Source organism: Frigoribacterium sp. CFBP 8754, assembly GCF_014841815.1.
In the GTDB taxonomy this organism is placed as follows: domain Bacteria; phylum Actinomycetota; class Actinomycetes; order Actinomycetales; family Microbacteriaceae; genus Frigoribacterium; species Frigoribacterium endophyticum.
On the sequence record NZ_JACYUO010000005.1, the window covers coordinates 146,257 to 172,587 of the forward strand.

29 protein-coding genes are annotated in these 26,331 nt (G+C 74.5%); 13 read left to right on the forward strand and 16 right to left on the reverse strand.

Annotated features, from left to right (window positions below; all coding sequences use genetic code 11):
• Positions 1-16: 16 nt before the first annotated feature.
• From IFT72_RS13630 to IFT72_RS13655, 6 genes are all read right to left on the reverse strand, one after another.
• Positions 17-2,062 carry a glycosyl hydrolase gene (locus tag IFT72_RS13630; protein ID WP_192046750.1) on the reverse strand — a complete coding sequence of 682 codons (2,046 nt, stop codon included), beginning with the start codon at positions 2,060-2,062 and terminating at the stop codon, positions 17-19.
• Between the two features lie 77 nt (positions 2,063-2,139).
• The gene (locus IFT72_RS13635; protein ID WP_185230479.1) at positions 2,140-2,871 is read right to left on the reverse strand and encodes an HlyD family secretion protein; all 732 of its coding nucleotides are present in this window, start codon (positions 2,869-2,871) and stop codon (positions 2,140-2,142) included.
• Positions 2,868-4,943: a glycosyltransferase family 2 protein gene (locus IFT72_RS13640; protein WP_244634536.1), complete on the reverse strand. Its 2,076-nt coding sequence runs from the start codon at positions 4,941-4,943 to the stop codon at positions 2,868-2,870. Before IFT72_RS13640 ends, IFT72_RS13635 begins: the two co-directional genes overlap by 4 nt.
• Before the next feature lie 461 nt (positions 4,944-5,404).
• Complete coding sequence (locus IFT72_RS13645; protein WP_192046751.1) at positions 5,405-6,331, reverse strand: hypothetical protein; 927 nt, start codon at positions 6,329-6,331, stop codon at positions 5,405-5,407.
• A gap of 104 nt (positions 6,332-6,435) precedes the next feature.
• On the reverse strand, positions 6,436-7,320 hold the full coding sequence (locus tag IFT72_RS13650) for a hypothetical protein (RefSeq protein ID WP_192046752.1): 885 nt from the start codon (positions 7,318-7,320) through the stop codon (positions 6,436-6,438).
• A gap of 55 nt (positions 7,321-7,375) precedes the next feature.
• The gene (locus IFT72_RS13655; protein WP_185230485.1) at positions 7,376-7,969 is read right to left on the reverse strand and encodes a hypothetical protein; all 594 of its coding nucleotides are present in this window, start codon (positions 7,967-7,969) and stop codon (positions 7,376-7,378) included.
• Positions 7,970-8,105: 136 nt separating this feature from the next.
• Here IFT72_RS13655 and IFT72_RS13660 point away from each other — a divergent pair, with 136 nt between their 5' ends.
• The 4 genes from IFT72_RS13660 (at position 8,106) to IFT72_RS13675 (ending at position 11,300) form a co-directional block, all read left to right on the forward strand.
• On the forward strand, positions 8,106-8,549 hold the full coding sequence (locus tag IFT72_RS13660) for a hypothetical protein (protein ID WP_056057641.1): 444 nt from the start codon (positions 8,106-8,108) through the stop codon (positions 8,547-8,549).
• 72 nt (positions 8,550-8,621) lie between these two features.
• Positions 8,622-8,960, forward strand: coding sequence for a DUF3140 domain-containing protein (locus IFT72_RS13665; protein WP_056057644.1), 339 nt, complete (start codon positions 8,622-8,624; stop codon positions 8,958-8,960).
• 142 nt (positions 8,961-9,102) lie between these two features.
• A complete protein-coding gene (locus tag IFT72_RS13670; protein WP_192046753.1) occupies positions 9,103-9,777 on the forward strand; it encodes an SDR family oxidoreductase in 675 nt (224 codons plus the stop codon).
• A 23-nt stretch (positions 9,778-9,800) separates the two neighbouring features.
• Positions 9,801-11,300: a glucose-6-phosphate dehydrogenase gene (locus IFT72_RS13675; protein WP_082514619.1), complete on the forward strand. Its 1,500-nt coding sequence runs from the start codon at positions 9,801-9,803 to the stop codon at positions 11,298-11,300.
• A 135-nt stretch (positions 11,301-11,435) separates the two neighbouring features.
• Here the strand turns inward: IFT72_RS13675 and IFT72_RS13680 are convergent, their stop codons facing one another.
• The gene (locus tag IFT72_RS13680; RefSeq protein WP_192046754.1) at positions 11,436-12,233 is read right to left on the reverse strand and encodes a transglutaminase family protein; all 798 of its coding nucleotides are present in this window, start codon (positions 12,231-12,233) and stop codon (positions 11,436-11,438) included.
• A 170-nt stretch (positions 12,234-12,403) separates the two neighbouring features.
• On the opposite strand from IFT72_RS13680, the gene IFT72_RS13685 reads away from it, so the two are divergent.
• Both IFT72_RS13685 and IFT72_RS13690 read left to right on the forward strand, forming a co-directional pair.
• Positions 12,404-12,742, forward strand: coding sequence for an ATP-dependent DNA ligase (locus IFT72_RS13685; RefSeq protein WP_192046755.1), 339 nt, complete (start codon positions 12,404-12,406; stop codon positions 12,740-12,742).
• A gap of 86 nt (positions 12,743-12,828) precedes the next feature.
• Entirely contained in the window at positions 12,829-13,125 is a 297-nt protein-coding gene (locus IFT72_RS13690; RefSeq protein ID WP_056057658.1) for a hypothetical protein, read from the forward strand.
• 83 nt (positions 13,126-13,208) lie between these two features.
• On the opposite strand, the gene IFT72_RS13695 is transcribed toward IFT72_RS13690, so the two are convergent.
• Positions 13,209-13,865: a GNAT family N-acetyltransferase gene (locus IFT72_RS13695; protein ID WP_192046756.1), complete on the reverse strand. Its 657-nt coding sequence runs from the start codon at positions 13,863-13,865 to the stop codon at positions 13,209-13,211.
• An 88-nt stretch (positions 13,866-13,953) separates the two neighbouring features.
• On the opposite strand from IFT72_RS13695, the gene IFT72_RS13700 reads away from it, so the two are divergent.
• Positions 13,954-14,238, forward strand: coding sequence for a hypothetical protein (locus tag IFT72_RS13700; RefSeq protein WP_192046757.1), 285 nt, complete (start codon positions 13,954-13,956; stop codon positions 14,236-14,238).
• A gap of 176 nt (positions 14,239-14,414) precedes the next feature.
• Here IFT72_RS13700 and IFT72_RS13705 read toward each other — a convergent pair whose 3' ends face one another.
• The 4 genes from IFT72_RS13705 to hxlB form a co-directional block, all read right to left on the reverse strand.
• Positions 14,415-15,317 carry a hypothetical protein gene (locus tag IFT72_RS13705; protein ID WP_197981520.1) on the reverse strand — a complete coding sequence of 301 codons (903 nt, stop codon included), beginning with the start codon at positions 15,315-15,317 and terminating at the stop codon, positions 14,415-14,417.
• 424 nt (positions 15,318-15,741) lie between these two features.
• On the reverse strand, positions 15,742-15,987 hold the full coding sequence (locus IFT72_RS13710; protein ID WP_056057669.1) for a DUF1653 domain-containing protein: 246 nt from the start codon (positions 15,985-15,987) through the stop codon (positions 15,742-15,744).
• Positions 15,988-16,103: 116 nt separating this feature from the next.
• Positions 16,104-16,727, reverse strand: a complete 624-nt coding sequence (hxlA, locus tag IFT72_RS13715; RefSeq protein WP_167260538.1) for a 3-hexulose-6-phosphate synthase — start codon at positions 16,725-16,727, stop codon at positions 16,104-16,106.
• A gap of 52 nt (positions 16,728-16,779) precedes the next feature.
• A complete protein-coding gene (gene hxlB / locus IFT72_RS13720) occupies positions 16,780-17,379 on the reverse strand; it encodes a 6-phospho-3-hexuloisomerase (protein WP_192046758.1) in 600 nt (199 codons plus the stop codon).
• A 102-nt stretch (positions 17,380-17,481) separates the two neighbouring features.
• Here hxlB and IFT72_RS13725 point away from each other — a divergent pair, with 102 nt between their 5' ends.
• From IFT72_RS13725 to IFT72_RS13740, 4 genes are all read left to right on the forward strand, one after another.
• A complete protein-coding gene (locus IFT72_RS13725; protein WP_192046759.1) occupies positions 17,482-18,312 on the forward strand; it encodes a LuxR C-terminal-related transcriptional regulator in 831 nt (276 codons plus the stop codon).
• Between the two features lie 126 nt (positions 18,313-18,438).
• A complete protein-coding gene (locus tag IFT72_RS16740; RefSeq protein ID WP_192046760.1) occupies positions 18,439-19,518 on the forward strand; it encodes a L,D-transpeptidase in 1,080 nt (359 codons plus the stop codon).
• A 121-nt stretch (positions 19,519-19,639) separates the two neighbouring features.
• Positions 19,640-20,185 (forward strand): RNA polymerase sigma factor, encoded by a 546-nt coding sequence (locus IFT72_RS13735; protein WP_056057682.1) that lies wholly within the window; start codon positions 19,640-19,642, stop codon positions 20,183-20,185.
• Positions 20,175-21,437: a hypothetical protein gene (locus IFT72_RS13740; RefSeq protein WP_192046761.1), complete on the forward strand. Its 1,263-nt coding sequence runs from the start codon at positions 20,175-20,177 to the stop codon at positions 21,435-21,437. Before IFT72_RS13735 ends, IFT72_RS13740 begins: the two co-directional genes overlap by 11 nt.
• Before the next feature lie 151 nt (positions 21,438-21,588).
• Here the strand turns inward: IFT72_RS13740 and IFT72_RS13745 are convergent, their stop codons facing one another.
• Positions 21,589-22,965, reverse strand: coding sequence for a carboxylesterase family protein (locus tag IFT72_RS13745; RefSeq protein ID WP_185230507.1), 1,377 nt, complete (start codon positions 22,963-22,965; stop codon positions 21,589-21,591).
• Between the two features lie 58 nt (positions 22,966-23,023).
• On the opposite strand from IFT72_RS13745, the gene IFT72_RS13750 reads away from it, so the two are divergent.
• Positions 23,024-23,398: a PH domain-containing protein gene (locus tag IFT72_RS13750; protein WP_192046762.1), complete on the forward strand. Its 375-nt coding sequence runs from the start codon at positions 23,024-23,026 to the stop codon at positions 23,396-23,398.
• A 211-nt stretch (positions 23,399-23,609) separates the two neighbouring features.
• Positions 23,610-23,873: a hypothetical protein gene (locus IFT72_RS13755; RefSeq protein WP_056057693.1), complete on the forward strand. Its 264-nt coding sequence runs from the start codon at positions 23,610-23,612 to the stop codon at positions 23,871-23,873.
• A 305-nt stretch (positions 23,874-24,178) separates the two neighbouring features.
• Here IFT72_RS13755 and IFT72_RS13760 read toward each other — a convergent pair whose 3' ends face one another.
• Genes IFT72_RS13760 through IFT72_RS13770 form a run of 3 tightly spaced genes read right to left on the reverse strand, consistent with a single transcriptional unit; the run spans position 24,179 to position 26,096 of the window.
• Entirely contained in the window at positions 24,179-24,769 is a 591-nt protein-coding gene (locus tag IFT72_RS13760; protein WP_192046763.1) for a DUF3618 domain-containing protein, read from the reverse strand.
• Positions 24,769-25,224 carry a phage holin family protein gene (locus IFT72_RS13765; RefSeq protein WP_369814278.1) on the reverse strand — a complete coding sequence of 152 codons (456 nt, stop codon included), beginning with the start codon at positions 25,222-25,224 and terminating at the stop codon, positions 24,769-24,771. Before IFT72_RS13765 ends, IFT72_RS13760 begins: the two co-directional genes overlap by 1 nt.
• Positions 25,221-26,096 carry a CsbD family protein gene (locus IFT72_RS13770; protein WP_192046764.1) on the reverse strand — a complete coding sequence of 292 codons (876 nt, stop codon included), beginning with the start codon at positions 26,094-26,096 and terminating at the stop codon, positions 25,221-25,223. Before IFT72_RS13770 ends, IFT72_RS13765 begins: the two co-directional genes overlap by 4 nt.
• Between the last annotated feature and the right edge of the window lie 235 nt (positions 26,097-26,331).

Genomic DNA, 26,331 nt, shown 5'->3' on the forward strand with positions numbered 1-26,331 from the left:
ACGGGGGAGGCGCGGGTCAGCCCGCCGAGGCCGCCCCGGCAGCCAGGATGTACGCCATGGCGTACGACCGCGAATTGCCGTTGTCGATCGCCGTGTCGGGCAGGGCCTCGAGCGTGGTCAGCGCCGAGGCGGCCGCGTCGGGCCCGGCCAGCGCCGAGTACATCAGGACGTAGTCGCCGAGGGCGCCGGCGAAGCCGTCGGGGGCCGCCTCCGCGACCAGCGCGTCGACCTTCTCCGCGCCTCCCGCGGGCTCCGACCCCAGGTAGCCGATCGAGGTCGGCGACAGGGGGATCAGCTGGATGCCGGCGATGGCCGAGGGCTCGGCCGAGAACCAGGTGGCGTAGTCGCGCTTGCCGCCCCAGTTGAGCGAGACGACCTCGTGGTCGAAGCCCTCGAAGACCGGGTCGGAGAGGTCGGGCGCGACGTAGTAGGCCAGGGCCGACTGCGTCTCGGCGCTGAGCATCCACGACGCCTCGTCGCCCAGGGCGGCGTCGCCGCTCGCGGCGGCCCAGAGGGCGAGGCCCGAGTAGGCCGTGACGGCCTCGGACGACGACTCCTGGTTGTTGCCGTCGGCGAAGGGCGAGTAGCCGCTCGCCCAGCTGTGCGACCAGTAGGGGTCGAACGCGCGGCGGTCGGGGAACGAGCCGTTCTGCGCGCCGGAGGCGATGTCGGCGGCGAGCAGGTCCATCACGGGCTGCCAGCGCTCGGCGAGCTCGGGGTCGTCGGCGGCCATGACGCCGGCCGCGTAGAGGAAGTAGCCGTAGTGGAAGTAGTGGTCGTTGAACTCCTCGGAGCCGAACGACACGGCCTTGCCGACGACGCCCTTCACCGCGGGGTCGTAGACGAAGCACTCCTGGTCGCGGGTCTCGCAGCCGGCCGGGTCCGTCCACAGGTCGAGCTCGTCGACGATGGCCTTCTTCAGGGTGGCCGCCGACTCGTCGTCGCCGAGCTGCACGGCGAGCTGCCAGAGCATCGAGGCCCGGTAGAGCGACTTGCCGCCGAAGTAGGTGTCGGCCGCGAAGGTGGGCAGGGCCGCGACGTCCTTCGTCAGCTGCTCGCCGACGGCGGTCTTCTGCTCGTCGGTCAGGCTGCCGAGGTCGAGGCTCGTGGCGGGCGCCGTGGTCGGCGCGTCGAAGGTCAGCGAGCTGCCGACCGCCAGGGGCACGGTGCCGTAGACGGTCTCGTAGCGGAGGCCGGTGTCGGTGCCGCCGGAGACCTTCGCGGTCTGCCCCTGGTGGGGTGCCGCGACGACGAGCGTGTCGCCGCCCGCGGCCGTGGCGTAGGCGAGCTCGGTGGTCGTGACCGCGTCGTCGCCCTCGCCGGAGGACGACCACGACGTCGCGACGCCGGTCAGCGGCGAGGCGGCCGCGTCGAGCACGGTCGAGACCTGCTCGGACGACGCGCCGGCGGGGATGGCGACGAGCACGACGCTGCCGCCCTCGTCGAGGTCGACGCTGGTGCCGTCGAGCGTGCCGCCGTCGACGACGACGCCCCAGGTGGAGTCGCCGACCTCGATCGTGCCGCGACCGTCGCCGGCGGCCGTCACCGCGGCGCCGAGGGTGTCGGTCTGGGCCGAGGCCGCCGTGTACGACACGGTCGGCGAGCCCTGTGCGACCACGGTGTGGCCGAGCACGGCGTCGCCGTCGCGGTGCTCGACCGTGACGGAGACCTCGTCGTACGCGCTGACGACGGACTCGGTCGCGCCGAGGTCGAGCGTCACGTCCGGCAGGGCCGGCCCGACGATCGCCGTGGGCGAGGTGACCGGCTGCGGCATGCCGGCGGCGACGCCGTCGTCGGTCAGCTGGAACGAGATCGGGTACGGGAAGACCGGCATGGGGGCGTCGCCGAAGACGAGGCCGGAGAACCACTTGTTCGTCGGGGGCACGAGGCCGTCGGCGAGGCGCATCGTGGGCACGTCGCCGACCGACTCCTGCGGCAGGGCCTCGACCAGCGGGTCGACCTGCGACGCGGGGAACACGCCGCCCGTCGGGGGCGTGGAGTCGTCGGGCGTGGCCGTGCCGCCGTCGGGCGACGCGCTGCCGCTGGTGCAGCCGGCGAGCACGAGGGCTCCGGCGGCGGCGAGGGCGACGCCCGAGAGGAGGCGGGAGGCGGCGGGGCGGGGAGTGCGTGCGCTGATGGTCAGATGCCGATCTGTCGGAGGAAGCCCTGCACGGCGTCGGTCGGGCCCGCGAGGACGCCGTCGTCGCGGAGGTGGAGCTTGGCGGTGACGGGCGTGCCGGGGCTGACGAGCCCGCCGAAGGAGCCCTGGACGAGCTCGTCGCTGGCGACCTGGAGGGTCGTCTCGGCGCTGCCGTCCTGGGTCTCGACGGTCACCTCGGAGACGGTGCCGACGACCGAGGTCTGGTTCGGCAGCTGGAGGTCGACGACGGCGCCGGGCACGATGCGCTCGTAGTCACGGGGCGTCAGCACGAAGTCGGCGCGGACGAACAGGGTGTCGGACTTGTCGATGGTGGCGAGCGAGGCGCCGGCCTGCACGAAGCTGCCCTCCTTGAGGGTGACGTCGGCGACCGTGCCGTCGACGGCGGCCTTGAGGGTGAGCAGGCCGTCGGCCGCGACCGAGTAGGTGGCCGTGTCGTAGGTGACGAGGCCCTTGTCGATGTCCTGCAGCAGCGAGAGGCTCTGCACCTCGAAGAGGGTGTCGCCCTCCTTCACGGTGTCGCCGTTCTCGACGAACGACTGCGTGATGGTGCCGCTGTAGTCGGAGCCCACGGAGTACTCCTGGGCCGCGATCTCGGCGCTGGTGCTGATGGCCTGCTGCTGGCGCTGCGTGAAGATCATCGTCGAGCCGGCGACGAGCACCAGCACGACCAGGATCCCGGCGGTGAGCTTGAGTCGGTTCATCCAGGTCATGAGGTGACCTCCTGCTTCTGCTTCTCGGCGGTCGAGCCGTCGGTGTCGTCGGTGCGGCGGGCGGCCTCGCGGCGGCCGCGTCGGGTGGCGAGCGCCTGGGCGCCGACGAGCATCGCGTGGCGCTCGTCGTCGCGGGCGGCCTGCTCGGGGTCGTCGCTGGGGGTCATGTCGGCGAGGTGGCGCAGCTCCTGCAGCTCGCGCAGCTCCTCCGCGGAGCGGGGGGCGGGCCGCGACACCTGGGTGCGGGTCGGGGCGGCGGAGGGCGTCTCGTCGTGGAGCACGAGGGCCTCGGGCTCGGGCAGCTCGCCGCGCTTCGCCGCACGGGCGTACCGCTTGATGGCCCGGGCCTCGCGGCTGGCGGCCACCATGAAGGCGGTGAGGATGCCGGTGTTGAGGAGGTTCCACACCGTGGCCAGGGTCAGCACGCCGTTGTCGACGTCGCGCACGATGGCGACGAGGCTCGTCAGCGACAGGAAGACCCAGAACAGCACCTGCGGGATGATGAAGTTGAAGGGCGACGAGACCTTGCCGGCCCGCCCCGTGACGCTCCACGCCTCGTCCTTGCCGCTCAGCACGTTCCAGAGGGCCTTGACGTAGATCGGGAACGACACCGACGCGAGCATCAGCACCTCCCAGCGGAACGACCCCAGCGTGTAGAACGCGAGCACGATCTGCATGAGGTAGAAGCCGGCGTAGAAGAGGAACCACTGCAGCACCGAGATGTGCAGGTTCATCGGGCGGAGGTCGAAGAAGATCTCCATCGGCGGCACGAGGAGCAGCAGCAGGGGCGCGATGCCGGTGAGGTAGTTCGTCGCGGTGACGAAGTACTGGAGGCGCTGGTCCATCGTGAGGCGGCGGCGCGGGCTGAGCGGGAAGTGGCGGAAGAGGATCTCGAAGCCGCCGGTCGCCCAGCGGAGCTGCTGCTTGCTGTAGGCCTCGATGGTCTCGGGGGCGTCGCCCACGGCGAGGGTCAGCGGGATGTAGATCGAGCGCCAGCCGGCCTCGTGCAGGTGCAGGCTCGTCCAGACGTCCTCCGACTTGGAGTCGGTGTCGATGCCGCCGACCTCGTCGATGGCCTCGCGGCGGAAGATGACGTTGGTGCCGACGCAGAACGCGGCGTTGAAGCGGTTGCGGCCCGGCTGGATGAACTTGTAGAAGACCGTCTGCATGTAGCCCGCGCCGCGGCTGACGAGGCTCGTCAGGTTGCCGTAGGTCTGCGGGGTCTGGACGAAGGCGACCTTCTCGTCGACGAAGAACGGCACCGTCTCGAGCAGGAACCCCTCCTTCGGCACGAAGTCGGCGTCGAAGATGGCGAAGTAGTCGCCCTTGGCGATGGCCAGCGCGTGGTTGACGTTGCCGGCCTTGGCGCCGTTGCTGCTCAGGCGGCGGATGTAGCGGGCGCCGAGGGCGGCGGCGAGGTCGCGGACCTCGTCGCTGCGGCCGTCGTCGAGGACCCACGTGCGGTGGGCGCCCCGGAGCGCCAGCGCGGCCTTGACCGTCGTCGCGATCTTGGAGAGCTCCTCGCCGTAGACGGTGATGAAGACGTCGACCGTGACCTCGCGGCCGTCGACGACCATCGGCCAGAGGTGCGGGGTGCCCTCGAGGCCGCGTCGCTCGATCTCGGCCTCGTCGAAGAGCGTGTCCTGCGTGGCGTGGAAGTCGAAGTCGCGGGGGTCCTGACCGCCCGAGAGGATCGTCCACATGGCCAGCAGCGCCTGCACGACGAGGATCGCCTCGGCGACGATGATCATCGAGTAGGGCAGCAGGTCGCCGCGGTTGCTGGGGTTCAGCAGGAACTGCGCGTAGAGCAGGATGCCGAGGGTCGCGACCAGCACCAGCAGCACCATGACGGGGCTGTGGCTGCGCGTGCCCTCCGCCCGGGAGCGGACGGCCTCACGCTGCGCCGACACGGGTCGGCGGGTGCGGGCGGCGGGCTCGACGACGTCGGGTGTCAGGTGCCGCACGACGGCTCGGGAGGCTGTGTCGTGCGTGTCGTCGGGCCCGCCGCCGCGGCGGGGGCTCTCGTCGGTCGTGCCGGTGGTGCGCGGGACGTCGCGCATGGTTCGGGACATGCGTGTGCTTCTCCAGGTTCGGGCTGGGGAGACCGGGCGACTGGAGCGGGGTGAGCGCGCCGGACGTCCGGTGAAGGGCGTCGGCGACTCCGGCGACGAGGGGCGACGGCCCCGGGGCGGGGGCACGTCGGACGGCCGGTCGTGCTGGTCGTCCGTGGGGGCACCAGGGGGTGTCGGCCGGAGGGGTGGTCCGGCTGCAGGGTGGCCCGGTCGTCGTGTGGGCCTTTCGGGGGACCGCACGTCGACTTCGATGAACAGTACAGGGGCGTTCGGAGCACACTAGCCCCCCGGACGGGGGGCATGTCCCCCGTCCGGGTGGCGACTGCCCCGGGTTGCCGGGCCTGACGCCCGCTCCGCTCGCCCGGATTGTCACCCGTCCGGGTGACGACGTCACCCCCTGCGGTGTCCCCCGGGCGCACCGGCGCCTCGCCGCGCGGACGGGCGACGGCGCGACGGCTGCCTCAGGCGCCCGGGCCGGCGAGGCCGAACAGGGCGACCACCTCGTCGAGGTCGCGGCCCAGGACGAGGTCGAGCGGCCCGACGTCGCCGGCGTCCGCCAGCTGCGCGACGGCCGCGCCCGACGAGCCGTCAACGGCACGGGGTCTGCCCGCGACCGTCAGATCCACCGGCTCGGCCCCGGCGCGCACCGGCGCGTCAGGCAGCGGGTCGAGGCCGTCGGCGGCGCGCCGGTCGCCGGCGAGGGCCGCCAGCACCCAGCGTTCCGCGAGGCCGACCGGGCGCAGCGACGCGAGGGGCGACCGGTGCCCCCGGCCGAAGACGACCGTCATGGTGTCGCGGAGCTCGACCTGCCAGGCGACGCCGCCGACGTCGAACCGGCAGAGCTCGTCGGAGTGGAGGTCGACGACGGCCCCGAGGCGCTCCAGCGCCCGAACGGACGTCGGGCCCAGGAGGCGCACGGTCGTCGAGGCCTCGCGCTCGCGACGCTCGCGCTCGAGCACCGCCCGGGCGGTCGGGGCGTACTCGGCGTCGAGCGCGTCCTGGTCGAGCGGCGCGCCCTCGGCGAGGCGCGCGTGCAGCCACGCCGGGTCGAGCTGGCCGAGGTAGCGGAAGCGCACCTGGACGACCCCGGAGGGGTCCGGCGCGGTGAGGGGCCCGTCGGGGACGAGCAGGGCGACGCCGTGGTCGACCGACCACACGGCGACGACGGTGCCGTCGACGACGGCCACCCACGACCAGCCCTGCGCGCGCACGTCGGGGCTGCTGCGCTCGACGACGTCGCTCACGAGCGACCCGGCCGGGACCCGCAGCTCGCGGCGGTGCGTCCGGGCGTCGTCGCCCATCGACACGCTCTCCCGGTCGACGACGACGACGAGCTCCGCGGGCACGTCGCTCGACGCCGCGCCGACGAGCCGAGACCAGATCCCCATGACCGTGACGCTACCGGCCCGTCAGTCCGGCCGCGCCCGGGGGGGCCTCCTGCCCGCGGGGGACGAGGCCCGGCGTGCGGCCGCCGTGTCGACGAGCGTGACGGCTACAGCGCGCTCGCCCAGCCGGCGAGGAACTCCGCGCCCGCCTCGTCGTGGATGAGGCCGGAGGCGCTCGTCAGCACGGCGTACGGCTTCACGGGGACGCCGTCGGCCGGCCGCACGTCGACGTGGGCGACGGAGTGGCCGTGCTCGTGCAGCCAGTCGGCCATCGCGTAGTCGCTCCGCGAGTCGCCGACGGTGCGCCAGGCGAGCGGTGCGGGGCCGTCGAGGGCGAGCAGCTCGAGGGCTCGCTCCGCCCCCAGGTCCTTGCCGAGCCGCACGGACTCGATGTCGGTCGAGATGATCGTGGGGTCGACCCGCCACTGGACGGCGCCGGCGGCGTCGGGCCGCACGTCGTCGAGACGGCGCACCCCGGCGCCGCGGCGGGTCAGCGCCTCCATCGCCCTCTCGTCGAAGTCGCGCTGGCGGGCCAGGTAGGTGGCCGACTCGACGGTCGTCAGCTGCTCGATCGAGACCATCGCGCGCTTCGTCCGGTCGAAGAAGACGAGGTCGGCGTAGTCGCTCGCGACGAGCGCCTCCATCTCGTCGGCGAAGTCCGCGGGCATCGCGAGGCTCGCGTCGACCTGCACCTCGCTCATGCCCGTCGGTCCGTGCTCGGGCCCGATCGAGAACCACGACGCGCCCTTCTCGCAGACCGCGTGCACCCGGGCCCCCGCGGGGAGGCCGGCGGCGATCAGCTCGCCGACGACCTCGTCGCGGATGAAGGCGTCGGAGCGGCCCGTGTTGAACACGACCGGCGTGCCCGCCGCGGCGAGCACGACGAGGTCGCGCGTGATCTCGGGCAGCGCGATGCTGCGGGTGACGGGGCTGGCGATCGGCCCGTCGACGTCGAGGAGGAGACCGAGGGCGGGCTGCGGGGCGGCGTTCACCCGGTCATCTTCGCAGGCGCGGAGACCTGAGGAGTCGCGGGTCGGGTGACCGGGGTCAGGGAGCCGGGGTCATCTCCGCCACCTGGGGCAGGAACTCGGCGAGCGCCGCACCCACGATGATGACCGACACGACGACGCTCACGACGCTCAGGACGAGGTACACGACCATCGGCGCCACGCCCCGCCCGGTGCGGCGCTTCACCACGACGGCACGGCCGATGACGTAGACGACGCTGAGGAACGCCCACGGCCACGCGAAGGGACGGTCGACGCCGCGGCGCTTCAGCGCGCGCCAGTCGAAGAAGGCCAGCACGACGGTCAGGGCGTAGAGGCCCCAGCTGACGAGCTGGGCCAGGAGCATGCCGGGCGACGAGGGGGTCGCGGTGCTGCCGGCCTCGGCGAGGCGGAGGCTCTCGTCGAGGTAGGACGAGATGTCGACGAAGGCGAGGGTCAGGAGGCTGAGCAGCGGCGTGACGGCGATCGCCCACATGTACGGCGTCGACGGGTCGGCGTCGGTGCGCTGCGGGGCCGGCGGCCCGTACGAGTTCGGCTGGCCCGCCCACGGCTGCTGGCCGTACGCGGGCTGCTGACCGAGGCCCTGGCGGGGGTCGTCGCTGCCGGGCTGGCCCGGGTAGGAGGGGAAGGTCATCGTCGGTCCGTCCGGTCGGGGCGCAGGGTCGCTCCACTGTAGCGACGAGGCGACCCCCGCCTCCTCGGCCACGCGACGGAGACGAGACCCCTCCCGGAGTGGGAGGATGGTCGCTCCGGACCTGAGGAGGACTCCCGTGGCGTTGCTCCCCGAGCCTGTCATCGCGGCGCTCGACGCGTTCGCGGCCCCCGACCGCCGCGACGACCTGCGGTCGCTCGCCGTCGGCGACACCGACCCGTCGCCCGACCGCCTCGCGGCGCTCACCGAGTCGACCGACTGGGTCGACATGGCCGCCGCCCACAGCGTCGCGCCCTCCCTCGGCGACCCCGAGGGCCTCCGCCGCCTGTTGACCGCCATGGGGGCGGAGGGCCGCTGCGCCGTCCTCTCCTCCGCCGGCTCGGAGGACGACCGAGACCTCGGCGGCGCCCTCGACAGCGTGCTGCACCAGTCCGGCGGCGCCCTGGTGGTCTGCCGACCGGGGCCCCTCGCCTTCCTGATCACCGCCTCCGGCGAGCACTGGCTGCTCAGCGACCGCGAGGTGCCCCAGCTCACCGGCCCGATCCCCGTCGTCAAGCCGTAGCCGTCATCTATCCGGGGCGTCGACACGACACCCGGCGCGGACAGGCCGCCGCCACGGGTGCAGTGTCGGAGCATGGCTGATGACGACGACCGGCAGACGACCTGGGACGACTTCCACGACGACGTGACGATGACCGCGTCGGAGCTGGAGGCGTGGCTCGAGACCGACGAGTCGAAGGAGGTCGGGCAGCACTCCGAGCCCGGCGGCGAGTCGGTCGGGCACGAGAGCGGCCGGCACATCGTGCGCATCCTGCACACGAAGAAGGCCGACCTCACCGACGACGACTGGGCCCACATGGCCAAGGTGCACGGCTACGTGGCGCGGCACTCGAAGCAGCGCCCGGACGGCGACGTGACCGACACGAAGTGGCGCTGGTCGCTGATGAACTGGGGCAACGACCCGCTCAAGTGAGGCTGTCGGCGCGGGACCGGCGTTCCTCCTGAGCTGAGATACCTTGCGATACCCTGCCTCAGGTATCCACACGTATCAGGGGAACTGGCGCGGATCAGGTCGCGGCGGGCCCGCCGTCGGGGGCCCGCGGCAGACTGGCCGCATGAAGACCGCCCTCGTCACCGGATCCACCCGCGGCATCGGCCTCGCCGTCGCCCGCGACCTCTCCCGCGACCACCACGTCGTCGTGCACGGCCGTGACGAGGAGGCGGTGCGCGCGGTCGTCGCGTCGCTCCCGTCGGCCTCGGCCTGGGTCGCGGACCTCTCGGGGCCGGCCTTCGCCGCCCCCGAGCTCGACCGCCTCGACGTCGTGGTGCACGCCGCCGGCGTGATCGGCGGCGACACCGTCGAGTCGACGACGCGCGACGACTGGCGCCGCGTCTTCGAGGTCAACGTCTTCGCCGTCGCCGAGCTGACCCGCCAGCTGCTCCCCGCGCTCCGGGCCGCCGAGGGCACGGTCGTCGCGATCAACAGCGGCTCCGGCCTCACGGCCGGCACCGGCGGCGGCACCTACGCCGCGAGCAAGTTCGCCCTGCGCGCCCTCACCGACGCCCTCCGCGAGGAGGAGCGCCCCCACGGGGTGCGCGTCAGCTCGGTGCACCCGGGCCGCGTCGACACCGACATGCAGCGCGAGCTCGTCGAGAAGGAGGGCGGGCGCTACGACACCGCGCTCTACCTCGAGCCGGGGTCGGTCGCGGACGCGGTGCGGCTCGTCGTCGACCTGCCGCACGGCGCCACCGCCGAGGTCGTCTCCGTGCGGCCGACGCGCCGCGCCTGACCCGGCGGTCTAGCGTGCACGACATGACGACTGCGAACACCGAGACGGCCGCCAAGGCCGGCTCGTCGGCCCACGGCCCCGCGACCCTGCTGATCCTGGGGGCGAGCGGAGACCTCGCCTCGCGCCTCCTCATGCCCGGCCTCGGCGGGCTGCTCGCCCACGAGCCCCAGCGTCGCGTGCAGCTGATCGGCGCCGGCGTCGAGGAGTACACCGCCGAGGAGTGGACCCAGCGCGTGCGCGACTCGTTCGCGTCGGTCGACGCCTCGGGCCCCGCCGTCGACGCCCTGCTCGAGTCGACGCGGTACGTCACGGCCGACGTGACCGGCGCCGAGGGGCTGCGCACGCTCCTCGAGGCCTGCGACTCGCCGCCCTCGATCTACTTCGCCCTGCCGCCGGCGATCACCGAGAAGGCCTGCGCCGCGCTGCGCGAGGTCGACCTGCCCGACGGCACGGCCCTCGCCCTCGAGAAGCCCTTCGGCACCGACCTGGCGTCGGCGAAGGCGCTCAACCGCTCGGTGCTGAAGCTCGTGCCCGAGGACCAGGTGCACCGCGTCGACCACTTCCTCGGCCGGTCGACCGTGCTCAACCTGCTCGGGCTCCGCTTCGCGAACCGCCTCATCGAGCCGATGCTCAACAACCAGCACGTCGAGAGCGTCGAGATCGTCTACGACGAGGAGCTCGCGCTCGAGAACCGCGCCCGCTACTACGACCACGCCGGCGCGATGGTCGACATGATCCAGAGCCACCTGCTGCAGGTGATGGCCGTGCTGACGATGAACGCGCCCGCGACCCTCACCGCCGCCGACCTCCGCGACGAGAAGGAGCTCGTGCTGCGCGCCACCCGCATCTGGCAGGACGACGCGACGCGCCACACCCGCCGGGCCCGCTACGGCGCCGGCTCGGTCGACGGCCGCGAGCTGCCGGCGTACGCCGACGAGCAGGGCGTCGACCCGTCGCTCGAGACCGAGACGCTCGCCGAGGTCGTCGTCGAGGTGCAGAACTGGCGCTGGGCCGGCGTGCCGATCCTGCTCCGCTCGGGCAAGGCGCTGGCCTCGCGCCGCCGCGAGATCGTCATCACCTTCCGCCCGCCGGCCCACGTGCCGCGCGAGTTCGTCGGCGGCGGCGAGCCCGACCGCCTGCGCATCGCGATCAGCCCCGACGAGATGTCGCTCGAGCTGAACGTGAACGGGCCGGGCGACGCGTACGACCTCTCCCGCGCCTCCTTGAAGGCCGTCTTCGGCGCGTCGGACCTGACGGCCTACGGCGAGGTGCTCGAGGGCATCCTCGACGACGACCCGACGCTGTCGGTGCGCGGCGACTCCGCCGAGGAGGGCTGGCGCATCCTGACGCCGGTCGTGCAGGCGTGGTCGAGCGGGGCCGTGGCCCTCGACGAGTACCCGGCCGGCTCGGCCGGGCCGTCGTCGTGGCCCGCGGGGCCCCTGCAGGACGAGCCCGCCGAGCGCTCCGAGGAGGGCGCCGAGCTCGCCCACGACGCCGACGACCCGCAGGCCGGGCGCGACTGAGCCGGCGACGCGGGCGATCGACGGCTCCGGGCCGCCGACGGTCCGGGGCGCGGACGCTGCCGCGTACGCTGCCGCTGCCGGTGCCGCTGACGCTGACGCTGACGACCTGAGGGAGTCGCGGGTCGGCCGCCGCGCTCAGCCGAGCGTCACGAAGGCGGTGACGTCGTCGCGCGGCAGCTCGTCCGCCACCGCGGTGACCGTCATCGACCGCAGCCCCACGTACGCGCCGTAGCTCGAGAGGAACGCGGTGTCGCTCGCGTCGCGCCCCGTCGCGATGCGCACGAGCGTCTGCCGCGGGGCGAGGGCCGTCGCGTCGACGACGTGCCACGCCCCGTCGACCCACGCCTCGGCGACGGCGTGGAAGTCCATCGGCGCGAGTCCGGGCGCGTAGACCGACACGAGCCGGGCGGGCACGTCGAGCGCCCGCAGCAGGGCGACGACGAGGTGCGCGTAGTCGCGGCAGACGCCCCGCCGGTCGAGCAGCGTCTGCACGGCGCCGTCGGTCGGGGCGCTCGCGCCCGGGACGTACGCCAGCTGGGCGCCCACCCACGAGCTCACCGCGGCCAGGAGCCCGCGCCCGACGAGACCGCGGAACTCGGCGCGGGCGGTCGGGGCGAGGGTGTCCGACTCGCAGTAGCGGCTCGGTCGCCGGTAGCGGACGAGGTCGATCTCGTCGCGCTCGGGGGCGTCGGCGTGGCCGGTCACGGTGGCCCGGTAGTCGACGACGACCGTGCCGGGGCCCACCTCGCAGAGGTGCAGCCGCGTGCCGTGGCGGTCGTCGACCTCGCGCACGTCGACGGGCTCGCCGTCGAGCGTGACGACGAGCTGCTCGTCGAGCTCCGTGCCCGGCAGGCGCGCGGCGGCGATCGAGAGGACGAGCTCGGCGGGGCCCGCCACGTCGAGGTCGAGGTGGGCGGTGGCGGTTCGGCGCATGCGCCGATGATGCCAGGCCCCGGGGTCGGGCACGTGTCGGCCCCGTCACGGGCTCGTGACACGGCGTCGGAGGCACTAGCGCGGGGGTCTCGACGGTGTCAAGGGGTCGAGACCGGAGCCGTCCATGCCCGGGCGGGCATCTACCGTAGTGAGCTGAGGAGGAGCACGTTTTGGGGACACTGTTCTACGGGTCGGACCGCACGGCCGTCGACCGGACGCTCGCGCACCTCCAGCTCGCCGTCGTCGCGAAGCTGCGCCGGCACGAGGGATTCTCCCTCACCTGGCGCGACGCCGACGGCTCGGGCCAGGGGCGCCACGTGCTCTGGGTGCACGAGTCCATCCCGCTCCGCTTCGTCTACGCCGGCAGCCGCATGGCCGCGATCAACCGCGCCTGGGTCGACGCGATGCTCGCGACGGCGACCACGACCACGGGCATGCGCGTCGTCCCCGAGCCTCCGCTCGGCAGCGCCGCCGTCGCCGCCGGGGACGCGGCCTCCGCGCTGGGCTGACCCGCGCCTCCCGGGGGCCGCGCTGCCGGTGCCGGTGACCGACATCCCGCGGCTCGACTGTCAGGGGTCGGCGGTTGGATCGGGGCATGCCCTCGTACCGCGTCGCCCTCTCCGTGGGCACCCTGCGCCCCGGTTCCCGCCCCGACGAGCTGCTGCCCCGCGCCGCCGATGCCGCGGCCGAGCTGACGACGGTGGAGGCGCGCGACATCCTGCTGAGCCGCGGCGAGCCCCAGCTCGTCGTGCGCTACACCTCGCCCGACGACGACGTGGCGGTGGCCGTCGGTGCCGTGGTCGAGGCGACGGTCGGCGAGCTCGCCGACGTCCTCAGCGGCCGGGTGCTGCGCCGCGACGGCGGGGCCTGGACGCTGGTCGCGGCCGTCTGACGCGGGCTGGTCGGTGCGAGCTGGTGGGTGCGAGCTGGTCGACGCGGGCCTAGCCTGCGGGAGGCGCGGTGCGGGCTCCGGTCCTAGCCCACGCCGGGCGCGGGGCGGGGCGGGCGGACGAGTCGCCGCTCCCACGCGCCGGTCGGCACGTCGAGCTTGCGCGTGCCGTCGGCGACGAACCCGTGCCGGGCGTAGAACGCGAGGGCCCGGGCGTTTCGCTCGAAGGCCCAGAGGTAGGCGGCACCATCGCCCAGCGCCTCCCGCAGGAGGGCGTCGGCGAGGCCGCCGCCGCGGTGGGCGGCGCCGACGTAGAGGGTCGTCAGCTCGACGAGGTCGAGGTCGAACGGGTCGTGGCGGAGGTCGCCGTGCGCCCAGCTGACGACGCCGGCCACCTCGCCGCGCGCGTCGTCGGCCGAGGGGCCCCGTGCATCGTCGCCCGGGGTGTCGTCAGCGTCGTCGCCCGAGGTGTCCCCCGCGGCGTCGCGCACCCGGGCGACCACCACGTGCCGCGCCGGCGAGGCGATGCGCAGGCCCCACGAGGCCACCCTCTCGGGCACGCCCACCGCCGCGAGGTAGGCCGGGTCGACGACGTCGCGGTAGGCCTCCCGCCACGTCTCGGTCTGGAACACGGCGATGTCGTGCACGTCGGCGGCGCTGGCGGTCCGCAGCGTCCAGGGCCGCGCGGCGGGTCGCGCCGCACGACGCGCCTCGGAGTCGTCGCGGGGCTCCGGCGGGGTCATGCGCCCATCCTGCCCAGGGCGACCGGACCGTGTCCGGGCGACCCGCGCCTCCTCGACCTCTCCCCCGGCGGATGCGTAGGCTCGGCGCATGAGGGGACAGGCGAAGGTCGCGACCGTGCTGCTGACGGCGGCGCTCGGAGCCGTCGTGCTCGCCGGCTGCGGCGACGACGAGCCGGTCGTCGAGGTGACGCCGAGCCCCGTCAGCCCCACCGCGACTCCCGAGCCCGCGACGCCCGCGCCCACGCCCGCGCCGACCGTGACCGTGCCCGCCTCCCCCGGCGACGGCGCGTCGGAGCCCGGCCCGGCCCCGACCGCGCTCGTGCCCGTGCCGCGCGAGGAGGACGAGTTCAAGACCATCCCGCCGCAGGACTGAGGGTCGACGCCGGGCGGGCGGGTGCGACCGGGACGGGCCGTCACGGTCGCCCGGCGGGGTCGCACTCGCCCGCCGACTCCCGAGCCCCGCACGCCGAGCCGGCGCCGGACGGGACGACGACGGCGGGGCGCCTCCCGAGGGAGGCGCCCCGCCGTGAGCGGGTCAGGCCGGACCGATCAGTACCAGTTGACCGACTGGCTGTGGCCCCAGGCGCTGCACGGGGTGCCGTACGCGCGCTTGATGTAGTCGAGGCCCCAGGCGATCTGCGTCGAGGCGTTGGTCGCCCAGTCGCTGCCGGCCGTGGCCATCTTGCTGCCCGGCAGGGCCTGCGGGATCCCGGTCGCGCCGCTCGGGTTGTAGGCCTGGTAGTTCCAGCCGGACTCCTTGGTCCAGAGGTTCACGAGGCAGCCGTACTGGTCGCTGCCCCAGCCGTACTTCGACGAGGCGAGGGCCTGCGCGGTGGCCTTGGCGCCGGCGGGCGTGTTCTGCGCGGCGAGGGCCGCGGCGGCGTCGGCGGCGGCCTGCGCGGCGGCGGCGGCCTGCCGGTCGGCCTCCGCCTGGGCGGCGGCCGCTGCGGCGGCGGCGGCCGCGGCGGCCGCCTGGCGGTCGGCCTCGGCGGCGGCGGACTGCACCGTGCGGGCGCTGTCGACGGTCGCGGCGACCCGGTCGGCGAGCGTGTCGGCGTCGAGCGACTCGTAGTCGGCGAGCGAGGCGACGCTGGTCTGCAGGGCCGACGCGTCGACCTTGCCCTGCGACGACGCGACGACCTGCGACGCGGCGTCCAGAGTCGCCTTCGCCTGGGCGTCGGCGAGGGCCGACGCGATGGCGTCCTCCTGCCTCTCGGTCTCGGCGGCGTGAGCGGCGGCGACGGCCTCGGCCGACGGAGCTCGGTTCACGAGGGCGAAGCCGGAGCCGGTCACGAGGGCGACCGCGGCGATCGAGCCGATCGCGATCGTGCGGCGACGAGCGGTGCGGCGACGGGCGGAGGCGAGCTCGCGGCGGGTGGGGGCGGCCGCGGCGGGGGCCGTCGGCCTCGTGCCCTCGGCGGGCACGGTGGCGCTGGTGTTCTCGGGGGTCATGTCGTCCAATGCTCGGCCGACCCGCGCCTCCGGAGGGGGTCCGGGTGCTCCTCGAGGGAGCGGGCACGCGTCACACGGGGGCGATCACCGCGCTGGCGGTGTCGGACGGTCCCTCCGGATCTCGGGGCACGGCGTCTCCGGCCTGCGGGGGCAGGCTCCCGAGGTTCGGGCGAGACGGCGCGAGGACGCGTCGGCGTGACGGGGTCGGTGTCGGTGGTGCGGCAGGGCTCAGGGCCCGTTCCTTCGTCCGCGCTCCCGCGGGGGACAGGGCGTACGCGCAGACGAAGCGGCAAGCATGCACGGCCGGCCTGAACGGGACCGACCGGCTTCCTGGCAAACCCCTGTGCGGCCTCGACCTCGCGGCACATGCCCAGGCCGGAATGTGTCCGGGGCAGCTCAGTGCAGGCGGGTGAACCGGGGCAGCTCAGTGCAGGCGGGTGAACCGGGGCCCGTCGTGCTCGCCCCGCGTCACGTGCGCGACGAAGTCGGCGAGGGGGCGCACCCAGAACGAGTAGTCGTCGTAGAGCTTGCGGTAGAAGACCAGCGGCTCCTCGGTCTCGCTGTGCCGCCCGGTGCCGACGACCTCGTAGAGGGCGCCCTTGAAGTGGCGGTAGATGCCGGGCTCGGGAGGCGCGGGCGGGGTCGCGGGGGCGGGCGTCGGCTCGGTCATCGCCCCAGGCTAGGACGCCGTCGGCCCACGACGAACCCCGTCCTCGCACGGGAACCACGCCGCGGCGTGGTTCCTCGGCGAGGACGGGGTTCGTCAGCGCGGAGGCGGTGGTGCCGTTACTTGATCGCGGCGCGGATCTCGGCGGCGGCACCGGCGACGTCGTCGGCCGAGTAGATCGCGGCACCGGCGACGGCGACCTGCGCGCCGGCGTCCTGCACGGAGCCGACCGTCGCGGCCTTCACGCCGCCGGCGACCGAGAACGGCACGCCCGAGGCGCGGCCGGCCTCGAGCAGCTTCTCGAAGGTGAAGCCCTCCTCGGCCTGCTCGTCGAGGCCGGCGTGCATCTCGACGAACTCGGCGCCGAGCGCGACGACCTCCTTGGCGCGGGCGGCCTTGTCGCTGACGCCGATCAGGTCGACGACGATGCCCTTGCCGTGCGCCTTCGCGGCCTTGACGGCACCGGCGATGGTGCTGTCGCCCGCGACGCCGAGCACGGTGACCAGGTCGGCACCGGCCTTGAAGGCCTCGTCGGCCTCGAGCTCGCCGGCGTCCATCGTCTTGAGGTCGGCGAACACGATCTTGTCGGGGTGCGCCTCCTTGATCGCGGTGATGGCGCGGAAGCCCTCCGCCTTGATCAGCGGGGTGCCGAGCTCGATGATGTCGACGCTCGGGGCGGCGGCGGCCGCCAGCTCGAGGGCGGCGTCGGTGGTCAGGGTGTCCATGGCGAACTGCAGCTTCATGTGGTGCTCCTTCTGTGGTGGGGTGAGGGGGTGTCGAGGAGGCGCGGCGCGGCTACTCGAGGTTGGCGTGGCGGGGCCACATGTCGTCGGCGCTCTGGCCCGACCGCTGCCAGAGGGCGTGGAACAGCGCGTCGCCGACCAGCACGACGACCTGCTCGAAGAGGCCGCCGGCGTACTGCGCCGAGGCGGCCCCCGAGCGGTCGAGCTTGTCGGCGGCGGGCACGATCAGCACGGCCGTGGCGACCTCGGCCAGGGGCGACGAGTCGTCGGTGGTGACCGCGGCGACGCGGGCCCCGGCGTCGACGGCCGACCGGGCCGCGCCGACGATGCCGCCGGTGGTGCCCGAGCCGCTCGCCGTGAGCAGCACGTCGCCCTCGCCGATCGCCGGCGCGGTCACCTCGCCCACGACGTGGACGGTGAGGCCCAGGTGCATGAGGCGCATGGCCGTCATGCGGAGCGCCAGGCCCGAGCGGCCGGCTCCGTGCACGAAGACGCGGCGCGCCCCCGAGAGCAGGTCGGCGACGGCGGCGAGGCCGTCGGGGTCGGTGTCGACGACGGCACGGACGGTCCGGTCGACCTCGGCGCGCACGAGGTCGAGCGCGACGGCGGGGACGGCGGCGTCGGGGTGGTCGGCGGTGTCTGCGGGAGGCATGGCTCCTGGTCTACGCGCACCGCGCCTCCCCGGGGCCGTCCGTCCGGTGGGGGCGACCTGCCCGAACGGGTAGGTCGGGGAGGCGCGGGTAGGGTCGGGCGGGTGACCGACGACGACCTGCCGCTGCCCTCCCCCGCCAGCCGGGCCCTCGTGGTCGAGCACGCCCGGGCCGTGTCGGACCTCGTCGACCGGCAGGCCCTCACGCTCGAGTCGCTGCTCGCGACGCTCCGCTCGACCCGGCTCGACGACCGCGCCGCCCGGACGCTCGCGACCGAGATCGCGGCCTCGGCGATGGTCGAGATCCGCACCGAGACCGACCAGCAGCGCTCGCTGCTGCTCGAGCCGGTGGTCGGGGCCTTCGCGCGCCTCCGGAACGACCTGCGGCCCCTCGTGCGGTTCGGCGACCTCGACGTGCAGTTCGTCGAGCCGCCCGCGACCGGCCGGGCCCTGCCCGGCGAGGTGGCCCACGCCGCGCGCGCCATCGTGCGGAGCGCCGTGCTCGCCCTCGTCGACTCCGGGCGGTCGAGCCGGGTGCGGATCCAGTGGGACTGCGACGGGCTCAACCTGCTGATCGGCATCCGCGACGACGGGGCCGGCGAGCTGACGGTGCACGACGACTCGCTGCGGCCGATCGCCGAGCGGGTCGCGGCGCTCGACGGCTCGCTCGACGTGGCGTCGACGCCGGGGTGGGGCAGCGACGTCGCCGTGACGCTGCCGCTCGACCCGCCCGCGGAGCCGGGCAGCCTCGACGAGTCGGTCGTCCTCAGCCCGCGCGAGCGCGAGGTGCTGCGGCTCGTCGCGTCGGGGGCGCGCAACCGGTCGATCGCCCAGGCGCTCGGCATCAGCGAGAACACGGTGAAGTTCCACGTCTCGAACCTGCTGCGGAAGGCCGGGGCCGCGACCCGAGCCGAGCTGACCGCGCTCGCCCGGTAGGCGCCCTCTCAATTTTGAGAGGGATCCGCGGCGGAGGAGCGCAGGGACGCGGGAGTCGCGGGTCGAGATCACAGATCACTCTCGTTCTGCCCGGACCGGCCCCTCGCCGGGCAGACTGGACGCACTGTGGACGAGACACCGGACGCGACGCCCCCCGCCCCGCACGGCCCCGACCGGACGGCGGACGTCGGCACGCCCGAGGCCGCCCCCGCGGCCGGCACCGTCGCGGCAGGCACCTCCGACGCCGGCACGCCCGCGGCCGCCTCCACTCCCGCCGCCGCACCCCGCCGCCTCCCCCGCCGCACCGCCGTCCTCGCCGGCGCCGCCGCGCTGGCCCTCGTCGTCGCGGGCGCCGTCGCCGTCGCGGTGACCCGCGGCGAGCCCGCCGCCGCGCCGACCTCCGCGCCCGCCGCCGCGCCGACGCCCAGCCCGAGCCCCACCGCCGCGCCGGCCCCGGCGGCCGTGCCCGCGCCTCCCTCGCCCGAGGCCCTGGCCGCGCTCCCGCTCGCGTTCTTCGACGCGGTCGTGCCCGAGCTGCTCGACGGCGGTGACCTCACGCCGACCAACCAGTGGACGATCGCGACCCCGCGAGCCGCGCTCGTCGCCCTCTACGCGAGCCCCTCGGCCGACGCGGCCCCGGTCGCGACGTTCGGCGCCACCGTCCCGACGCTGAACCGCCCCGCCGCCACCGCGGTCTGGGGCACGAGCCCGGGCCTCGACGGCGGCATGGTGCTCGTGGCGACGCCCGCCCGCAACGCCACGCCCGGCGACGGCGGGGTCGCCGCCGCCCCGAGCGCGACGTTCGCGTGGGCACGAGCGGCCGACTTCACGCTCAGCCCCGCGACGCAGTCGGTGCTCGTCGACAACGCCAGCTCGGTGATCTCGGTGCTCGACCAGGACGGCGCGGTCTCGGCCCAGGAGGTCGCTCGCCTCGGCTCCCCCGACGACCCCACGCCGGCCGGGACGGCCACCTACATGGAGGCCAACTACGTCGACCCGAGCATCGGCTACACGCAGGGCCAGCCGATCGCGCTGACCGGCGCGCACTCGCCGCTGCTGGCGGGCTACGGCGGCAACTCCGCGCTGACGGCGATCCACTACTACCCCGACCCCACCGGCTCCTCGCACGGGTGCGTCCGGGTGTCGGCGGCGATGACGCAGGCGCTGGCGACGCTGCCCGTCGGCACGCCGATCCAGTTCACCTGACCGCGGGAGGCGCGGGCGGGGCCGGGCGCGCACCGCGCCTCCCCCAGGGCCTGCTGAAGAGATCTGCACGAGTTCGTCAGGATCCGTCCTCCGGCGACATTCCTAGGTGAGGGGGGTGGACATGGACCTGACGACGGAGAGCGACTCCGATCTCGTACGACGCACGGCGACGGGCGACCGGCACGCGCTGTCGACGATCTTCGACCGCTACGCGCCGGCCGTGACCCGGTACGCGTGGGCACTGGTCGACAGCCGCATGGACGTCGAGGAGGTCGTGCAGGACACGCTCGTGACGATGTGGCGACGGTCGGCCGAGATCGTGCTGCACGACGGGTCGCTGCTGCCCTGGCTGCTCGTCGCGTGCCGCAACCACGCGATGAACCTCCGTCGCAAGCGGGTCCGTGACTCCGCCGACGAGCTGCCGCTCGACCTCGCCGACCTCGACCAGGAGGACGCGGCCGAGGCGCGGGAGCGGCTCCGCTGGGTGCGCTCCGAGATCGACGCCCTCAGTCCCCTCGACCAGCAGGTCATCGAGCTGTGCCTCATCGAGGGACGCTCCTACGCCGAGGCCGCGAAGGCGCTCGGCATCAGCGTCGGCTCCCTCACCCAACGGGTGAGCCGGAGCCGCGCCCGACTCAGGAAGGCGGTGACGAACGATGGACGTTGAGCCCCCCGTCGGTGACGACCTGAACCGCATGCTCGTCTCGATGAAGCAGCAGGTGCTGCAGCGAGCGGCGGCCGAGCCCCCCGCGAAGCCCCGCCCGTGGGCCCGCCGGCACCTCGGCCTCACCCTCGGCCTCGTGGCGCTGCTCGGCATCGGCGGCGCCTCGGGCGCCCTGGCGCTCGTGCTGCCCTCGCCGTTCGAGGCGGCCGCGCCGGCCTCGCCGACGAGCACCCCGGAGCCCTCGGCGACGCCACGCGCGACGGCGACCCCGACCTTCACTCCGGCCGCGCCCGAGCAGGACCCGGTGCCGCGGCCCGCGTACGACGTGGACTGCGCGACGCTCGGCGGGCAGATCGGGGTCACGGGCGTGATCGCGACCGCGACGCCGGTCGACCTCGGGCCCGGGCAGTTCCGGCCGGCCACCGCTGCCTACCGGCAGGCCGGCGCCCTCACCTGCACGTGGACCCCGACGGGCGATCCCTACGAGCAGTCCCGGGTCTCGGTCACCGTCGTCCCGGCGGGCGATCGGGGCCTCGAGTGGATCTCCGGGCTGAGGCAGTCGGGGCTGCCGAGCCTGGGCCTCGGCGACGCCTCCGCCGCGGCCTGCGACCCCGGGGCGTCGTCGTGCAACACCTCCGTCGTCGTCGGACCGTGGTGGTTCCAGACGTCGAGCAGCGTGGTCGACCCCGTGACGTACGCGTCGACCGCCTCGGTCGACGCCGTGCGGCCGGTGGTCGCGGCGCTGGTGGAGCAGCTGGCGGCGGCGACCCCTCCGCCCGCCTGGGAGGTGCCGGCGGGGGCCTGGCAGCTCGCGGGCTGCGAGGCGGCGCCGAGCTCTGAGGAGCTCAGCCGCGCCGTCGGCGAGGTGGACTACGAGCCGGTCGTCGATCACGCGTCCCTGACCACGGAGACGGGCATCGAGACGACGCAGCTGACGGACGGGCACTGCTCGTGGTCCGTCCTGCCCGACGCGTCGGTGAGCTACTCCTTCAGCAGTCTCGACGTCCGGTGGGTGACCGGTGGCGGATGGGCTCCCGGCACCGCGACTCTCCCGGGCAGGCCGGTCGAGGTGGCCGGTGCCGACCGCGCCACGGCGGGCTGCATCTCCGACGAGGGAACGGGCTGCTGGATCGACGTGGTCGTGGCGGACAGCTGGGTGCACGTCTCCACCGGGGTCACAGAGTTCACCGACGACACCCCGCTGCGGCTCATCCCCGCCGTGGAGGCGATCATCGCCGCGGGCACGCGCGGCTGACGAGACCCGGCTCGGCGCGGGGGCGCCGGGCCGTGGTCGGCCGCCGGGGGGCGGTCGGCCCGGGGTCGGGGGCCGGTGCGGGGGCACCGGCCCACGACCCCGTCATGCGCAAGGCGCAGAAGGCGCAGGAGGCGCGGGAGGCCGCTGCAGGTCAGCTCCGGAAGAGGCGGATCGTCCCCTGCAGCCCCGCCCCCGCGTCCGCCGCGACCGTGCCGGTGCGGGCGAAGTCGGCCCAGATCTGGCGCACCCGCCGCCCGCGGCGGTCGACGTCGGCCCAGTCGGCGTCGCCGACGAGCATCGTGTGCCCCCAGCTGTCGACGCCGCCGAGCAGCAGCGGCACGTCGGTCACGTGCGCGGCTCCGAAGACGGCCCCCTCCGGGGCCCAGGTGAGCTCGTAGCGGACGGCCCGACCGCCGGCCGCCCGGTGCCGCGCCGCGAACGCCCGGGCGTCGCGCCCGTAGATCGCGTGGGTGGTCGCGCCGACGAGCAACCGCCGGAAGACCCGCCCGACGACGGGCAGCGCAGCCAGGCGCTCCAGTGCCGGCACGAACGCGAAGAACAGGCCCGTCTCCTCGCTGGTCGAGCCGATCAGCAGGTCGACGTCGGGCGCGACCTCGCGCCACGCGGCCTCCCGGTCGGCTTCGGCGGGCAGGGGCGCCTGGCCGTACTGCAGCCCGAACGCCATGCCCCCGCGGAGGCCGAACCGGCGGGCGGCCTTCTCGGCCGCGGCCTGGAGGGCGAGCACCTGCGCGACGGGGGCGTTCCGGGGCGGGGTCCCCACCGCCTCCACCATGGCTCGGTTCATGCGCGAGCGGCCGCGGGTGATGCCGAGCGGCGCGCTCTGCACGATCGCGCGGCGGAAGAGGCCCCGGGCACCCTCGCTGATCATCAGGTGGGCGACCGAGTCGCCGCCCGCCGACTGGCCGAAGAGCGTCACGCGGTCGGGGTCGCCGCCGAACGCCGCGACGTTCTCGTGCACCCAGCGCACGGCGGCCACCTGGTCGAGCAGCCCGAGGTTGGCGGGCACCGAGGCGCCGTCGCCGTAGAAGCCCAGCATGCCGAGGCGGTAGGTCACCGTCACGACGACGACGCGCTGCTCGGCCACGAGCGCCCGAGGGTCGTAGACGCCGAGGTCGCCGGCGCCCGTCACGTACGAGCCGCCGTGGATCCACACCATCACGGGCAGCGACTCCCCCGGCTCGAGGTCGGCGGGCAGCGTGATCGACAGCGCCTGGCACCGCTCGGAGTCGACCATGCCGTCGCTCGCGCCCTCGATCAGGGCGCTGAGGGTGCGCGACGAGAGCTGCGGCGAGGCGGGCGCGCGCGAGAAGGCCTCGTAGGGCACGGCCCGGCCGTCGGCGTCGACCGCAGGAGTCGCGGGTCGGGGAGCCTCGAAGCGCTCGGCCTCCGCGTACGGCACGCCGAGCACCCGCACCACGTCGCCGTCGACGAGGCCGACGACGGGCCCGCTCGGCGGGGCGAAGGAGCGGGTCTCACGAGGGGCTCGGGGCTGGGTCGGCGCGGTCACCGCCCCACGCTAGTCGCGCCTCCCCGGGGCCGGGCTCCGCGCTCGGTAGCGTGCGAGCATGATCGACTTCTCGTCCAGCTCCGTGTTCAAGCTCAGCCACATCGACCCCTCGGAGGTGCGCCCGCAGATCGAGGGACTGCTCCTCGAGGGCGAGGTGCTCCTCGTCGCCGCCAAGACGATCCGCGACTTCGTCGTCTTCACCGACAAGCGCGTCATCGCGGTCGACGTGCAGGGCATCTCGGGCAAGAAGCGCGACTTCACCTCGCTGCCGTACTCGAAGATCCAGGCGTTCTCCGTCGAGACGGCCGGCACCTTCGACCTCGACGCCGAGCTGACGCTGTGGTTCAGCGGGCTGGGCATGGTCCACTTCGAGTTCCGCGGGGCCTTCGACGTGACCTACCTCGCCAAGCTCATCGGCTCGAAGGTGCTCTGACCCGCTCGTGTCGCCCCGGGCCCGGGGACCCGCGCCGCCCCCCGTGCGCCCACGAGGCGGGCGCGGGTTCCTGGGGTCTCGCTGTGCAGTTCGATCGTTGTCTTGAATGATTCAAAACTAGGGCTAGGGTAGAGGCAACGCCGACGGTGACGAGGAACGCCACCCGACCCGACGGTGCCGCCTCGTCGCCCCGCACGCCGAGGAGGCCCCCATGAGCACGAACCACACCCGCACCGCCGCCCCCGCGCAGCCCTTCCCGCTGGGCGGCCAGTACACCAGCACCGCTCGCCGCGACGAGCCGGTCGGCAGCTACGTGTCGTCGACCCGCGGCGCCGAGCGCCTCGTCGGGTCGTACGTCTCGCCGTCGGTGCCGCGCACCTCGCTCGGCCGCTACGTCCGCGCGCAGTTCGGCCGCCTGGCCACCCACACCTCGACGATCCGCACCCAGACCGGGTCGATCGTCCTCGGCAGCTAGCCGAGCCCCTGACCGGCACCGCTCCCCCCGGCGGTGCCCCGGCGGCGTCGTCCCCCCGACGCTGCCCGACGCCCTGCCTCGCGACGTGCACACGCTTCCCGCGAGGCAGGGCGTCGCTGCGTCCGCGCGACCACCATCGAGGTGACGCTTGCTGGGTCTTGCGGGCACGCGAGGGCCCAGGACGCGTCACCTCGCTGCGGCGACGCGCGCGACGCACGCCGCGCACGTAGACGAGGTGGCCAGCCCCGCTCCCCCACCATGGTGGGGAGGGCGGGCCGGGCCACCTCGTCGGCGGAGCCGGGTCGCTACGCGCCCTGGACCGTGTCCTTCGACTGCTGCGCGCTGTCCTTGACGTCGCCCGCGGCCGACCGGGCCTCGTCCTTGACGGTGCCCGCCGCCTCCTGGGCGGTGTCCTTGACGCTGGCGAACGCCTCCTGCGCGGGCTCCTTGAGGTTCTGCGCGACGTCCTGCGCGGCGCCCTTGACGGCGTCGACGGCGGGGCCGGCCTGCTCCTTCGCCTGGGCGACGAGCTCCTGCTCCGTGTCCGAGGCGGGGATCAGCGACGACACGAGCCAGCCGGCGCCGAAGGCGATCAGGCCGACGGCGAGCGGGTTGCCCTTCGCCGTCTGGACGCCCTGGTGCACGGTGTCCTTCGTGGAGTCGACAGCGCCCGACGCGGCGCCGGAGACGCTGCTCGTGCCGTGGTGCGCGGTGCCCATGACGGACTCCTTGACGCTGCTGAACTTGCCCTTGACCTTGTCGGTCTGGCGGTGGGCGATGCTCGTCGGGTTCACCTTGTCGGCGAGGGCGTCGACGTCGTAGCCGAGGCCCGCCCGGGTGCGCTCGATCTCGGCCCGGATCTGCTCCGGGGTCTTGTTCTCGTCAGTGGTGCTCATCAGTGGCCTCCAGGCTTCACGGTCTCGGGGATCTTCTTGAGGGAGTCGGCCGTCTTCGGCGCCCCCGTGATGTCCTTGACTTCCTTGCGTCCGCGCGTGAACAGCACGAGCGCGACGACGGCGTAGACGACGGCGATGATCAGCGACGACCAGCCCAGGCCGATCAGCTCGCCGAGGCCCCACATCGCAGCCAGCGACAGGAAGAGCAGGGCGAACAGGCCGGTGAGGCCCGCTCCGCCGAACATGCCGGCGCCCTTGCCCGCCTTCTTGGCCGACTCGGTCAGCTCCGCCTTGGCGAGGTCGACCTCCTGGCGGAAGAGGGTGGAGATGTCGCTCGTGACGCTGCCGAGGAGGTCGCCCAGCGACGTCGTCGCCGCGCGGTCCTCCGGGTCCGGCACGCCGGGGGTGGGCCCGCCGGCGGGCACGCCGCCGCCGGGGAAGGTGGCGTCGGTCACGGGCGCGTCGCCCCCTCGCCCGGGAAGGTGCCCGGGGTGCTGGAGCTCGTGGTCGTGCCGAAGCCGGGCACGTCGCCCTCGGTGACGACGTCGTACTCGCCCGCGACGGGGCCGGTGATGGTCGCGTCGCCGGCCGGAGGCGCGGTGCGGCTCGTCACGCCCGCGGGCGTCGTCGAGGCGGTGCCGGTGCCCGTCGAGCCCGCGTCGCTCGCGTGCTCGCTCTTGGCCTCGGCCGTCAGCGCCTTGACGACGCGTCCGGCGAAGAGGCCGGAGACGGCGGCGATCGCGATGAAGGTGCCGGGCTTGCGCGCGGCGTAGTGCTTGACGTCGTCGAGCAGGGTGCCGGGGTCGCGGCCCTCGAGCCAGCTGGCGACGCCGTGGGCGCGGCCGCTGAGGTTCCGGACGAGGTCCTGCGCGAGCCCGGTGTCGCTCGAGTCGGCCATGGAGGTCAGCTGCTGGCTGACGGCGTGGAGGCCCTCGGCCGCCTTCTGCTGCTGCGCGCCGGCCTGGTCCTTCAGCTCGGAGGTGGCCTGGCCGAAGAGCTGCTTCGCCTGGCCGGACGCCTCGGAGGCGACCTTGCCGGCCTGCTCCTTCGTGGTGCCCGCGACCTGCTGCGCGGAGTCCGCCGCGTCGCCGGCGACGGCCTTCACCTCGCCCTTGGCCGCGTCGGCCCCGCCGGTCCCCGACGAGTCGCCTGAGCCGGAGCCGGAGCCCGTGCCGGTCGTGGTGGCGCCCGGGGCGGACGTGCCCGCGACGACGGAGTCGAACGGGTCGCCCTGACCGGTGACGTCGCCCAGGGACGACGTCGAACCGGCCGCCTGGTCGTACAGGGGGGTCGACGGAGTGCCGTCGGTGTGGTCAGTGTCGCTCATGTCGAGACCTCTCGGGATGGTCGGTCGGCCGCCGGGGGAGCGGCCGCTCTGTGGTTGCGGCCACTCTCGACCGGGCGCTCCCGCACGGTGCCCGGGTTGGGCCGGAGGGGTACATCCCGCCCCAAACGTGCTTGACAGCCTGACCGGACACCGTTCGTCGGCCTCGCCCGCGAACGCGGAAGAGCCCCGCTGCGCGGTGCGCAGCGGGGCTCTTCCGGGAACCACCGGTCGGGTC